Consider the following 13,155-nt stretch of genomic DNA (forward strand, 5'->3'; position numbering starts at 1 on the left):
TCCCTCTAAGATCAGTTCTTTCTGCGTCTTGCAGAAACGTCGATATAAACTGCAACGATAACGATGATACCTGTGATGATCATCTGCTGTCCTTTACCAAGACCAAATGCCATGATGCCCTGCTGAAGAAGAGAGATGATGAATACGCCGATTACAGTACCGCCGATGGAAGCAAGTCCACCAACCATGGATGTACCACCCATAACGCAGCCTGCAATAGCCTCATTGTTGTACTGATCGCCATAACCTGGCTGAACAGTTGTGTATGTAGCTACAAAGAAGAGCGCTCCAATACCTACCAGGAATCCGCAGATCACATAAGCAAGCATTTCCCATTTCTTTGTGTTAACACCGGAAAGACGGACAGCCTCTTTGTTAGATCCAAGGCAGAGGATGTAACGTCCTGGTTTTGTGTTGTAAAGAACGATACCGCAGATAACTGCCATTACCAGGAAAATAATAATTCCTACAGGGAAGCCGTTTACGGAAACGATATTACGGAACCAGCCGTTTGCATCGCCAGCTGCCGGCCAGCTTACGGACTGTGTTTTTGTGAATACAGAAGCAATACCTTTTGCAATGTTCATGGATGCCATGGAAATAATGAATGGTGGTACTGACATGTAAGAAACCATCCAGCCATTGAAAATACCAAAGCAGAGACCGATCAGAATGCAAAGGATCATGGCAACTGCACAGGGAACCTTGTAAGATGTCATGCAGTAACCGGATACCAGTGCACAGCAGAACATTACAGGTCCGATGGAGAAATCAATTCCTCCTGTAGCGATTACGAATGTAACGCCAAGTGACAAAAAGCCCAGAAAGTACACATAGTTCAAAGTAGACTTGATACTATCAACAGCCGGAAACTTGTTTCCAAGAACTACTTTAAAAACCAGGAACATGAGAATCAGAACACAGACAAGAAGTATTCTGTTCAATCCGAGCTTCTTAACGATTGGATTTTGTTTTAAGTTTTCCAATTTTTACCCTCCTCACGTTTTGCACGTATCTTGTGTTTTCTTGGTTATTATAATACCGTCAAAAATCAATAATTGTAATAGAATATCTTGCAAAAAAAGGTTAAATATTTACTGTATGGTAAATATTTAACCCTTTTCTTTGTACATTTATGACTATTTACGGTGTAAGATCACCATATGTTTTTAACGTATTAAACGGAAAAAGCAGTTTTTCGATCTCACTGGTATACATATTGTCAGGAGTCACAAGCTGGCACCCGGAATTAATATTCTTCTTATAGTCTTCTCCACGCAGCATCTTAACAGTTTCCCGAACACCCACATACCCCATTTTAAATGCCTTCTGTACAACGATTCCCTGGAAGATTCCGTGTTCCATCAGCTGGACGGCCTCCTGTGAGCTGTCTACTCCCACCACCCTGATCCGATTCTCTGCTTTTGCTGCCTTTACTGCTCTTGCAGCACCTACAGAGGAATATTCATTCATTCCCGCGATCATCTTGAGATCCGGATATTTTTTCATCAGCTCTTTTGTAAGCTCATAGGACTTGTCATACTGAGAATCACAGTATACCACATCTACGATATTATCCTTCAGACTGCCAAGTCCTGTCCGGAAACCTTTTTCTCTTTCAACTGCCGTAGATACACCCTTTACATGTGAAACGATCGCAATCTGATCATCCGTTCCCACAAGCTCCTTCGCAAACCTGCCAAGGATCTGTCCCGCTTCCAGATTATCGGTCGCAACGGTAAGATCCTGGACCTCTTCCTGTGTGTAGGAATCAATAAATGCGATATGTATTCCCTGTTCCTTTGCCTTCTTCAAAAGCTGGTCGGATTCAGTGAAGCTGGACGGCGAGATCAGGATCGCGTCCGGTTTTTCTTCTGTTGCCCTTTCGATCAGCTTGTTCTGCCCATCCACATCATTCTCTTCCTCAGGTGCCCATACGCGGATATCTGCATTATATTCCTTTGCAGCCATCTCCGCCCCCTGGATCAGTGATGTCCAGAAATCGTTGGTACCGTCCACAACCTTCGGAATATAGATCAGCGATAGTTTTCTCTCTTCTTCTGCCTGTTTATAATAGACTATTCCGGCTACAAGCCCCGCCACAAGGCAGATGACCACTCCTAAAGTCAGGAGTTTTCTATGTTTTTTCATATTGATTCCTCCTGTATTCCCGGAATGGTGATCGTGGCAGTGGTTCCGACACCTTTTTCACTTTCATAGGTGATCCCGTAATTTTCTCCATAATAAAGCTTCAGACGTTTCTGTACATTGTAAACACCCACACCATTGGAATGATAATTCACCTTATGCTTATCATAAATATGTGACAATGTTTCCTCATCCATACCTACACCGTTGTCGATCACCTGAAGAACTGCATTTCCGTCCTTCATAAAGCCTTTTACCTGCAAAAGTCCCTTACTCTCTTTATATTTCAGTCCATGATAGATGGCATTTTCAATGATCGGCTGGAGAACCAGCTTGATCAGAGGGATATTTAATATAGAAGGTTCTACATCGATCTCGAATTCCAGCTTGTCCTTGTAACGCATCTTCTGGATCGTAAGATAACCCTTGGCATACTCCACTTCCCTTGCAAGAGGAACCACTTCATCTTCATTACTGATGCTCTGACGAAGAAGACGCGCCAGGGATGCTGTCATCAGAACAACCTCTTCGTACTTTCTGCCCTCTGCCATCCAGATGATCGAATCCAGGGTATTGTAGAGAAAATGAGGATTGATCTGGGACTGAAGGGCCTTAAGCTCACTTTTTCTCTTTGCTTCCTGTTCCTTCACGTTCTGCTCCATAAGATCCTGTATCCTATGTGTCATCACATTGAAAGATTTCGTCAGGCTTCCGATCTCATTCTCTGAATCGATCTCCACATCTGCTCCGTCAAAATGCCCTTCCTGTACTCTGGACATGGAATCTCTGAGACGCTGAAGAGGATATGTAAGACTCTTTGCCAGAAATCTGGAAAAAAGCAGTGCCACGATCATCAGAAGTGCGGAAATAAGCACATAAATACTCTGTGCCTGATTGCTTTTGCGCAGAAGCTCGCTGACGCTCATACAGCCCACAACGGTCCATCCGGTTTTATTTGATCTGGAAATGGAATATAGCTTTCCTCTGTTTCCCTTTTCGGTACGCACCGTATCTTCTTTTGATTTCACGATCAGGTCGATATTCTCAGTCTGCAATTCATTGTAAAGCTGCTGCTGTTGTGGATGGTATACAATATTTCCGCTTTCATCCAGAATGAATGCGTATCCCCTTTTCCCGATCGTATTCTGATCACAAAGTTCACTGATGGCACTGTAATTCAGATCAATAAAAAAGACTCCCTCTTTCTCACCGCTGTTGGAAAAATTACGGATTCCCCTGCTTAAAGTGATCACCCACGGACGCTCTCCGCTGATGATGTGCTGTACATGAGAAGATGTAAGAAGCGGGCCTTCCGGCTTCTGTAAAGCTTCCAGATACCACTCCTGGGTGGAAAGCTTCAGATCCGGATTCACAGACTGTTTGCCGTCGTTGATCAGCTTCCGTCCATTACTTCCAATGATCCCAAGATTTCGGATATCACTTCGTCCATCCAGAATAGTCTTGAACTGATTGATCAGACGCTCTCTTGTTCCATTGTCCACATTTTCACCAAAAAGATATTGCTGTACATCCTCGTTACTGGAGATCATATAGGCTATATTTTCCATGTAATCAATATAGGAATCAATATTCTGATTCATCTGCTGCACGATATTCTGGGTGTAGACAGCAGAATTTTCAAAAATAGAATTGCGGGTATATCTCATGGAAACACCTGTTATGACCAGCACCGCACTTAAAAGCAGCACCGTCACTACCGCAAAGATCGCACTCTGGATACTCTTAAATTTTCCTATGATCTTTGCCGCAAACCGGATATCTCTCATTTACGTTTCTCCCTTGCATATTCTGTTGGTGTGCAGCCAGTCATTTTTTTGAAGGAGATCCCAAAATAATGGGGATCTGCAAATCCGACTTTCTCGGCAATTTCATAATTCTTCATAGTTGTATTCTCCAGAAGCTCCTTCGCCTTCTCCATGCGGGTACGGATCAGAACTTCTGTAAAAGTCTCTCCCGTAAGATCCTTAAAGATCGTACTGAAATAGCTTGTACTGATATTCAGATAGGAACAGATACTGTTCAGGCTTAAATCCGGATCCATATAATTCTTCTGGATATAATCCAGGGCAAGTCTGGCCTGACGCTGTCCGCTGGAGCTGTTTGCATCGGAAAGTGTCTGGAAAATCTCTCCGATATGATTCCTGACCAGTTCAACAGCACTGTCAAAAGAATTCTGCTCCGTAACCTGCTGCAGAAGTGCTTCTCTTTTGGAAAAAAGCCTGTTGTCCGGAACCATATCCTCACAGGTCTCATCTGCTGCACGGATGATCTGCTGAAGATACACGCAGGCACGACTCTTATCCACCCGCGCTTCCTTGATCTCAGAAGAGATCTGTTCCAGAATATGCTCTGCGTTTTCCTTTTTACCCGCTTTCAGAGCAGCTGCCAGCTTCTCTACATAAGCTTTAATGGAAAGATTTTTTTCCTCCGGCTGTTCTTCCATATCAATAAGAAGGCTTCCTCCAAGAAGATAACGATATTCAATAGCTTTCTCTGCAAGTTCATGGGATGCACGAAGCTCCTGCTGAGTTCTGGCCCAGCTTCCCACACCGATAGAAATATCCAGCGACATCAGTTCCTTCAGCTTATCCTGGATCGTCCTGCAGATCTCCATGATCTTGTGTTCAAACTCTCTGGTACGGTTTCCCATGAAAAGAGCACCGACCTTGTTGTTTCCGGCCTGATATGCCACTCCTGCTTTTTCTTTGCTGATGATCTCATCACTGATATTAAAAAGGACAAAAGACATCAGTGCACTCTCCTGGCGTTTCTCCGCAGTAAGCTGACTGCCGTCCGAATACAGATCCAGCTCAAAAACAGCCACACGATAGCATGCTGCCTCAAGATCGATTCCCAGTGCTGCAAGCTCTTCCAGACTTTCCTGCCGTGTCTTGATATTATCCACAAAGCCCTGCAGCGCTCTGGAACGGATCACAATGGCGTTTTTCTGATAATTCTCGGAAGTCTGTGTCAGACGTTCCAGCTTCTCTTTTTCTTTTCTTTGCTGGTCCACCTTCTCCTTCATTTTTCCGATAACATTTCTGAGTTCCATGGCTGTCACCGGCTTCAGCATATATTCACTGACACCATACTGGATCGCCTTCTTGGCATACTCGAATTCTCCGAATCCGCTGAAGATCACGATCACGATATCCGGATAATTCTCATGGAGAAAACGGCTCAGTTCCATACCATCCATATATGGCATAAGGATATCTGTAAGCACGATATCCACCGGATGGTTCTGTACAAATTCCGCTGCTGCTTTCCCGTTATCACAGTCTCCTACCAGCTCACAGTCCATTGCTTTCCAGTCAATATTCTCCCGGATCGCATCTCGAACAAGTATCTCATCATCTACCAGTAAAATACGATACATAATTTCTGTTGTCCCCCTCTGATCAGTTTCTGTTGTTTTTATTGCACATCCCCCTGACAGATCCTTCCCCCCCCGTCTCTGTCATTTTCATTGGTAAGATTACTGTCCTTTCTGTGAACAATAACTGTTAATTCTTTTTATATGTTAACATGTTTGGTTAAAATTTACAACGGAGTTTCTTAGTCCAAATTAAATACAAAGAAATCCCGCATCCAACATATGGAACACGGGATTTTCCTGCATATTTTTATTATTTTACGATAACGCCATCCTCGTCCCAGAGGTCATGCCAGTCCCTGGCACCATGCCACAGAAATACCTGTCCTTTTACAAGACGGTTGCCTTTTTCCAGAGTTGCGATGGTTGCCATTTCTTTCTCTGTAAGGGGATCCTCTGTGACACATTTCAGGTTGCTTGCATAGTTGTGCACAGAGAACGGAATGGAGATCTCTCCTCTCTGATGTGCCCATTTCAGAGCGATCAGAGCCGGATGAACACCATGTGCCTTTGCGATCGCCTGCATCTCCGGAACCTCCAGATCCGCAACATCCTCCGGGCAGATATCTCTCTCCGGTCTGCGTGGAGAACCGATCGGCATATAGCCTACCGGCTGGATGTTATGCTCTACCAGATAATCATAAAGCTCCTGCTGCTGGAAGCATACATGAAGCTCAAGCTCACAGGTTGCAGGTTTGATCTTCATAAGCGGAAGAACTGCCTCAAGCTTCGGAATGGTCATATTGGAAATACCGATGTAACGGATCTTTCCTTTTTCTACCAACGCCTCACACTGGCGGTATGTATCCATAAACTCCTCCACACTGAAGGGTTTGGAATCCGGATTTCTGGAATCCACATCACATCCCGGTGCATGATAGTTCGGGAATGGCCAGTGGATGAAATACATATCCACATAATCGCACTGAAGATCCTTAATGCTCTTGTCACAGGCTTCCTCTACTCTTCTGTGCATGTCATTCCATACCTTTGTCATGATAAAAAGATCCTTACGCTCTACAACACCTTCGTCAAAAGCGTCCTTAAATACCTGGCCGATCTCATGCTCGTTTCCGTAGCATGCGGCACAGTCAAACATACGGTAGCCACTGCGGATCGCGCCTGCAACAGCTGCAGATACATCCTCTGCGGATACACGGTCGGAACCGAATGTTCCCATTCCGACACACGGAACCTGCTCGCCGGAAGGAAGTGTCACTTTCGGCACAATTGCCGGATTGATAACTTCTGCCATCTTTACATCTCCTTTTTTATAAAAATTTTCTTATTATAAGCTTATCTTATAAACGCCTGATCTCGATCTTCGGAAGAAGAGCCTCCATATCCTCCATCACAAAGAAGCCCGTTTCCTCGCGCATGGCTGCCGCCGCTGAGATCGCACTGGCTCTTTGCAGAGTCTCTTCTAGGGAAAGTCCCTCACTTAATCCAAGGGCAAAGCCTGCGATCATGGAATCTCCGCAGCCTACGGTATTTACCGCATCAATCTTCGGAACCACCGCACGGAAAATCCCTTCCTCTCCGACTGCCAGGGAACCATCTGCTCCAAGCGAAACCGCCACGATCTCCACACCACCGGCATGGATGGCTTTCGCTGCTTCAATGATATCGTTGATATCGTCACAATGCTTGCCTGTCAGCATACGGATCTCATCAATGTTAGGCTTGATCAGTGTCGGTGCTGCCTTGATTCCCTCTTCCAGAAGCTTGCCGCTGGTATCCAGGATCACCGGTTTTCCGGCGTCTTTCACAATCTTCACAAGGCGCTGGTAGGCACTTCCGTCAAGTCCCTTCGGCACGCTGCCGGACATCGCCACAACAGAAGCATCTTTTACAAGCTGGCGGAATTTTTTCTCAAAGCCCTCAAAATCTGCCTCTGTCAGTGTAAATCCCGGCTCCAGGAATTCGGTCTGTACATGATTCACCTCATCCCAGATGTTGATACAGGAGCGGCTCTCCGCCTCTACATGGTAAAAAGCACTCTTAATGCCAAAAGGCTTCAGGGCAGCTTCTATATAATTGCCTGCGTGGCCGCCTACAAAGCCGGTGGCAACCACTTCAGCACCGTAAATGGACGCCGGCTTGGAAACATTCAGTCCCTTTCCGCCGGGAACGTAGGTACATTCACGCACTCGGTTCACTTCGCCCACTTTAAAATCATCCACTACATAACGCTTGTCAATGGCAGCGTTTAAGGTTACTGTCAGGATCATATCAGTCTTCCTCATTGGAAAGAAGGATCTTTCCTTTTACAAGGCCCGGTGTCTTGAACAGCTGGAATGCCTCCTGTGCCTGGCTCATCGGGATTTTCTTATAGATGAAGCCCGGGTCAAACTTCAGCTGGCCAGTTGCAAAATAATGCGCCGTCAGCTCCCACTCACGTCCCGGATACGGGGCACTGTAGGACATCCAGGAACCGGTAAGCTTGAACTCCTTACGGTTCATGTTCTCCCACTCCTTCGGTGTAAAGGTAAGGTTTTCATGAGGAGTACCGATGAAGCATACATGTGCCTTGTTTGCTGCAAGCTCAAATGCCATATGCATGGTAGGAACCTGTCCGGCTGTCTCAAATACGAAGCCGTAGCCCTTTCCACCTGTAATGGCCATGGCTTTTTCCATATATCCCTCTTCCTTTGTGTTGATGATCTCATCTGCGCCGAGACGCTTTGCAAGAGCAAGTCTCTCATCGCTGATATCAAAGACCACTACCTTTTTGGAGCCGAAGATCTTTGTCCACTGCATGGTGAACATACCAACCGTACCGCCGCCAAGGATCGCCACATACTCACCGCCGTGGTAATCGTTCTGGAATACACCGTGGATAGCTACGGTTGCAGGCTCAAACATGGCTCCCTGCTCATATGGAACATTGTCTGCGAATGGTACTGCATTCTGCTCAGGAACCACTACATAATCTGCGTTTGCTCCCTGCTCTCTGGAACCGATGAAGCTGTAATGCTTGCAGAGAGAGAAATTACCCTTCTGACAGTCGTCACATTTCATACAGGGAAGAAGTGGTGCACCGGATACACGGTCGCCGACCTTCACCTTGGTAACGCCTTCTCCCACTTCCACCACATCGCCAGAAAATTCATGTCCAAGCACGATGGGATAAAAATGTACGCCGTGATTTAATACACGCGGGATATCAGATCCGCAGATCCCGGAATATCTTACCTTGATCTTCACATGGCCCGGTGTTACCTGAGGTTCTTCCACTTCCTGATATTGAACATCCTCATTTGCTACTACTACTGCTGCTTTCATGATCACTTTTCCTCCTCATTTCTCATCATAGGTTCAAGAGATTTATAGAGATTTAAATAGGTTTTATAGGTTTTCTCATAAACGTCCCGGTTTTCCGGGTTCGGTTCATGTCTTCTTGTTTCCTTTACCGTAAGACGGATGGCCTCATCATAATCCTGATACATTCCAACACCAACACCTGCCAGAATCGCTGCACCAAGTGTTGTTGCCGTATCAGAGGACGGCACTACGATGGGTTTTCCTGTGATATCGGATTTGATCTGTGTCCAGAGAAGAGAATTTGCAGAGCCTCCCATTGCACGGAGAACTTCCACATCTGCTCCTGCTTCCTTTGCCACCTCAAGGTTGTGTTTCAGAGAAAGTGCTACGCCTTCCATACAGGCACGTACCATATGTCCCTTGGTCTTGGCAAAATCCAGTCCGTAGAATACGCCCTTCGCATTGGGATTCCAGATCGGGGAACGCTCACCGGACATATATGGAAGAAATACCACTCCGTCACTGCCTGGTGCAACCCTTTCCGCGATCTCATTGAGCTGGTTCAGAGAAGAGCCTTTTTCCCCTGCTACAGAGCGCTCATAATCTGCAAACTCACGTTCAAACCAGCGCATGACACCACCACCTCCGGTGGTTCCTCCCTGAAGGAGCCACTGTCCCGGAACCACGTGATAGCCAAGGATCAGTCTGGGATCTGCCTTGTACGCATCCATGCAGATGCTCATTCCGCCGGCCTGTCCGCCTTGCTCCTGTGTCTCACCCGGATGGATCACTCCGGCCCCCAGTGTTCCGCATGCCGCATCCAGACCACCGGCAACAACCGGTGTTCCCACAGCAAGGCCGGATTCCTCCGCCGCCTTCTCTGTAACAGTTCCCACAACATGATCACAGGCACAGATCTCAGGAAGAAATTCCATGGGAATCCCAAGCTTTCTGCACATATCCTCATCCCAGGCTGCCTTTCTCATGTCAAAGCAATGCAGGCCATAGCCCTGGGAAACATCCTGGCTCATCACACCCGTCAGCTTATATGCAATGTAGCTGTTAGACTGCAGGATCTTGTGGATCCTTTGGTACACCTCCGGGAGATTTTCTTTATACCAGAGGATCTTTGCAGTTGTGTAGGACGGCTGAAGGGAATTACCGGATACTTCAAAAATCTGCTCTGCCCCGATCTCTTCATTCAATCTGTCACAGATAGACTGTGCTCTGGTATCCATCCAGATCGGAGTGTTTGTCAGTACATTTCCGTCCTTATCCATGGCAATGGCTGACCAGCTCTGGCCGTCAATACCGATGCCTGCGATCTCCTCAGGTGCTATCCCCGCTTTTTGGATAGCCTTCTTTACCGCCTGACAGACAGCACTCCACCATTCTTCCGGATTCTGTTCTGCCCAGCCCTCCTTCGGATAGTAAACCGGATAATCGCCGTTGGCCGCAGCCACAACCGTTCCCGATTTTTCAAAAACCGCAACCTTACAGGCACTGGTGCCGATATCAATACCTAATAAATATGGTTTCATTATAGCTTCTCCTTCTCGTCCAGCACACGGACGGATTTTCCCATGATGATCTCTGCGCCAAGCTTCTCCGTGATCGGTTCTGTTTCTTCACTTGCAGCCCCTTCCAGCCGTTTCAGCATGATTCCCGCCACTTCTCCGGCAATCCCCTGTGTAGGTTGTGCCACAATGGTAAGCTTGGGATTGCATGCTCTGGCAAACTGCAGATTGTCAAAACCGATCATAGACAGCTGTTCCGGGATCTTAAGACCCAGCTCATTCATCCCGATCACCGCCCCCATGGTCATCTCATAGTTGGTAACAAACACGGCCGTCATATCCGGATTGTCCGCAACAAGCTTCTCAATTCCCTGCACACCGCCCTGAATGGTATAATCGCCGTGATAGATCAGAGATTCCCGTACCGGTATATTTTCTTTTTCGTATGCATTGCGGTACCCCTGGAGACGTTCCTGAGCTGTGGAAATTTCCTCCGGTCCGCCAATGATCCCGATCTTACGGTGTCCTGCCTGAAAAAAAACTCTCATTGCGTCCTCAGCCGCCTTCTCGTTGTCTACAAGAACACTGTCACAGGAAAGCTCCCGGATCCTGCGGTCAATGAGTACGATGGGCTTTCCGGTTTTCTGGAATTTTTTCAGATGATTGCCTTCCGCATCTACCGGCATGCTGATGATCCCGTCCACACGCTTCCGGCTTAAAAACTCCACTGCATCCCGCTCCAGTCTCTTATCGGTACGGCAGTCACAGACAATAGTCGCATATCCGTGACTCCTTAAGACATCCTCCATTCCTGTGATGATCTCCGCGCAAAAGGTATTGTTAAGCTCCGGGATCACCACGCCGATGGTCTTGGTAGCATTAGTCTTAAGCCCTCTGGCCACCTCATTGACCTCATAATGCAGCTCCTGAATGGCCTCCTCGATCTTTATTCTGTTTTTTTCTCTTACGTTTCCGCCGTTAAAATAAGAAGAAATCGTTGCGAGCCCAAGTCCGGTCCGCCTGGCAATATCTTTCATGGTTGCTGCCATACTGATCACTCCGTTTCTGTTTTTTTACAGAAGATCATTCTGCCTTTCCATCACAGCCGCAAACCTTCATACGCGCCTCAACCAGCTCCTTCACTGCCTGGATCGCTTTCTTTCCGTAGGCCTTCGGATCGATGGTGTTCTCATTCTCTGCAAAGGTCTCCTTCACTGCCCTGGAATATGCAGCACGAAGCTCTGTTGCAAAGTTAACCTTGCAGATACCACGTTTTACACAGTCGCTGACATCCTCATCACTGAGTCCGGATGCCCCGTGAAGAACAAGGGGGATATCTACAACTTCACGGATCTCGCTTAAGCGTTCCTTGTCAAGAACCGGTGTTCCCACATAGAAACCATGTGCGGTTCCGATGGCAACTGCCAGGGAAGTAACACCTGTACGCTCCACGAATTCCTTCGCCTCCTGCGGGTCGGTGTTAGTGTCTGCCTCAGCCTCAAGATCATCCTCTTTACCACCGACCTTACCGAGCTCAGCCTCACATGGGATATCCAGGGCTGCTGCCACATCCGCAACTCTCCTGGTCTCTCTGATATTATCCTCAAAATCCAGCTTGGAACCATCGATCATCACAGAGGTATAGCCTGCATGCATTGCCTGCATCGCAAGCTCAAAGCTGCTGCCATGGTCAAGATGAAGGCATACCGGAACGGAAGCCTTGGCTGCCTCTGCTGCTACGATCGCAGCGTAAGTCTCAACCGTACCATATTTAACAGTAGAAGGTGTTGTCTGGATCATAACCGGTGCTTTCAGCTCCTCAGCTGCCTGGATGATCGCCTTCACCATCTCCATATTCTCTGCGTTGAATGCTCCTACTGCATATCCGCCCTTCTGTGCCTTTAACAGCATTTCCTTCGATGTAACCAGTGGCATAATCTTCTCCTCCTTGGAATCATAATCATTGTGTTTGTTTTGTATTATTTTCTCATTTGGTCCAGAAACCGAAACGTTTCCGTTTGAGTTCATCATAGCGCTCCACAGGGTTTCTGTCAACCATAAAATTTTCATCATTTACAGGAAAATATTCCCTTGAAAAGAAGACCAAATACCGTTAGATTAATTAATAAGAGTTCTAAAGCCTGTGGCCGGGCAGGTCTGTCTGATACTACCGGCGTCATAACAGTTTCGGAAATCCATGTATCCTGTTCTGATTATCTGAGCCTGATGCTATAATTTCCGAAATGCTGTAAGTACACAATGATCTTAGGAGGATATAAACTATGTTAAAAGGAATTCCAGAAATCTTATCACCAGAATTACTGAAGGTTTTATGTGAGATGGGACACAGTGACCGTCTTGTTATCGCTGACGGAAACTTCCCTGTAGAATCCATGGGAAAAAATGCCATCACCATCCGCTGTGACGGACATGGCGTTCCGGAGATCCTGGATGCCATCCTGAAGCTCTTCCCGCTGGATACTTATGTAGAGCATCCGGTAAACCTGATGGAAGTAATGCCTGGCGATAATGTGGAGACACCGATCTGGGATACATATAAGGAAATCGTTTCCAAGCATGACGAGCGTGGCGAAAAAGCCGTCGGAAACATCGAGCGTTTCGCATTCTATGACGAAGCAAAAACTGCATACTGCATCATCTCCACAAGTGAGAAAGCACTTTATGCCAACATCATGCTTCAGAAAGGCGTTGTGATCAACAACGACTGATCTTTCTTTTGAACTGCCTGATATAATCATATATAATACACATATTCAACCAAAACATAAAACGCCCGGATCTGGATTGAAACATTCCAAATCCGGGCGT

The 13,155-nt window shown here is 46.7% G+C and carries 11 protein-coding genes; 1 reads left to right on the top strand and 10 read right to left on the bottom strand.

Features of this window, described 5'->3' with window-relative positions:
- Positions 1 to 11 precede the first annotated feature (11 nt).
- From EAI83_RS06510 to EAI83_RS06555, 10 genes are all read right to left on the bottom strand, one after another.
- The gene (locus EAI83_RS06510; RefSeq protein WP_129974804.1) at positions 12 to 986 is read right to left on the bottom strand and encodes an ABC transporter permease; all 975 of its coding nucleotides are present in this window, start codon (positions 984 to 986) and stop codon (positions 12 to 14) included.
- 157 nt (positions 987 to 1,143) lie between these two features.
- On the bottom strand, positions 1,144 to 2,151 hold the full coding sequence (locus EAI83_RS06515) for a substrate-binding domain-containing protein (RefSeq protein ID WP_129974805.1): 1,008 nt from the start codon (positions 2,149 to 2,151) through the stop codon (positions 1,144 to 1,146).
- A complete protein-coding gene (locus tag EAI83_RS06520; protein WP_129974806.1) occupies positions 2,148 to 3,935 on the bottom strand; it encodes a cache domain-containing sensor histidine kinase in 1,788 nt (595 codons plus the stop codon). Before EAI83_RS06520 ends, EAI83_RS06515 begins: the two co-directional genes overlap by 4 nt.
- Positions 3,932 to 5,548, bottom strand: a complete 1,617-nt coding sequence (locus EAI83_RS06525; RefSeq protein WP_129974807.1) for a response regulator — start codon at positions 5,546 to 5,548, stop codon at positions 3,932 to 3,934. Before EAI83_RS06525 ends, EAI83_RS06520 begins: the two co-directional genes overlap by 4 nt.
- Before the next feature lie 250 nt (positions 5,549 to 5,798).
- Positions 5,799 to 6,800 carry an aldo/keto reductase gene (locus tag EAI83_RS06530; protein ID WP_015527305.1) on the bottom strand — a complete coding sequence of 334 codons (1,002 nt, stop codon included), beginning with the start codon at positions 6,798 to 6,800 and terminating at the stop codon, positions 5,799 to 5,801.
- Positions 6,801 to 6,846: 46 nt separating this feature from the next.
- Positions 6,847 to 7,776 (bottom strand): 1-phosphofructokinase, encoded by a 930-nt coding sequence (gene pfkB, locus EAI83_RS06535; RefSeq protein ID WP_015527306.1) that lies wholly within the window; start codon positions 7,774 to 7,776, stop codon positions 6,847 to 6,849.
- Position 7,777: 1 nt separating this feature from the next.
- The gene (locus EAI83_RS06540; RefSeq protein ID WP_015527307.1) at positions 7,778 to 8,830 is read right to left on the bottom strand and encodes a galactitol-1-phosphate 5-dehydrogenase; all 1,053 of its coding nucleotides are present in this window, start codon (positions 8,828 to 8,830) and stop codon (positions 7,778 to 7,780) included.
- A gap of 2 nt (positions 8,831 to 8,832) precedes the next feature.
- Positions 8,833 to 10,350 (bottom strand): xylulokinase, encoded by a 1,518-nt coding sequence (gene xylB / locus EAI83_RS06545; protein WP_129974808.1) that lies wholly within the window; start codon positions 10,348 to 10,350, stop codon positions 8,833 to 8,835.
- A complete protein-coding gene (locus EAI83_RS06550) occupies positions 10,350 to 11,375 on the bottom strand; it encodes a LacI family DNA-binding transcriptional regulator (protein WP_015527309.1) in 1,026 nt (341 codons plus the stop codon). The genes xylB and EAI83_RS06550 overlap by 1 nt, the downstream gene beginning before the upstream one ends.
- 34 nt (positions 11,376 to 11,409) lie before the next feature.
- Positions 11,410 to 12,261, bottom strand: a complete 852-nt coding sequence (locus EAI83_RS06555; RefSeq protein WP_015527310.1) for a class II fructose-bisphosphate aldolase — start codon at positions 12,259 to 12,261, stop codon at positions 11,410 to 11,412.
- Between the two features lie 347 nt (positions 12,262 to 12,608).
- Here EAI83_RS06555 and EAI83_RS06560 point away from each other — a divergent pair, with 347 nt between their 5' ends.
- Positions 12,609 to 13,055 (top strand): RbsD/FucU family protein, encoded by a 447-nt coding sequence (locus tag EAI83_RS06560; RefSeq protein WP_015527311.1) that lies wholly within the window; start codon positions 12,609 to 12,611, stop codon positions 13,053 to 13,055.
- Positions 13,056 to 13,155 lie beyond the last annotated feature (100 nt).

This window comes from Blautia sp. aa_0143 (assembly GCF_004167315.1).
In the GTDB taxonomy this organism is placed as follows: domain Bacteria; phylum Bacillota; class Clostridia; order Lachnospirales; family Lachnospiraceae; genus Blautia_A; species Blautia_A fusiformis.

Bases quoted from the DNA above. Each gene is read 5' to 3' on its own strand.
- EAI83_RS06525 (WP_129974807.1), bottom strand. From the start codon at position 5,548: ATGTATCGTATTTTACTGGTAGATGATGAGATACTTGTTCGAGATGCG.
- EAI83_RS06540 (WP_015527307.1), bottom strand. From the start codon at position 8,830: ATGAAAGCAGCAGTAGTAGTAGCAAATGAGGATGTTCAATATCAGGAA.
- xylB (WP_129974808.1), bottom strand. From the start codon at position 10,350: ATGAAACCATATTTATTAGGTATTGATATCGGCACCAGTGCCTGTAAG.
- EAI83_RS06515 (WP_129974805.1), bottom strand. From the start codon at position 2,151: ATGAAAAAACATAGAAAACTCCTGACTTTAGGAGTGGTCATCTGCCTT.
- EAI83_RS06555 (WP_015527310.1), bottom strand. From the start codon at position 12,261: ATGCCACTGGTTACATCGAAGGAAATGCTGTTAAAGGCACAGAAGGGC.
- EAI83_RS06520 (WP_129974806.1), bottom strand. From the start codon at position 3,935: ATGAGAGATATCCGGTTTGCGGCAAAGATCATAGGAAAATTTAAGAGT.
- pfkB (WP_015527306.1), bottom strand. From the start codon at position 7,776: ATGATCCTGACAGTAACCTTAAACGCTGCCATTGACAAGCGTTATGTA.
- EAI83_RS06560 (WP_015527311.1), top strand. From the start codon at position 12,609: ATGTTAAAAGGAATTCCAGAAATCTTATCACCAGAATTACTGAAGGTT.
- EAI83_RS06530 (WP_015527305.1), bottom strand. From the start codon at position 6,800: ATGGCAGAAGTTATCAATCCGGCAATTGTGCCGAAAGTGACACTTCCT.
- EAI83_RS06550 (WP_015527309.1), bottom strand. From the start codon at position 11,375: ATGGCAGCAACCATGAAAGATATTGCCAGGCGGACCGGACTTGGGCTC.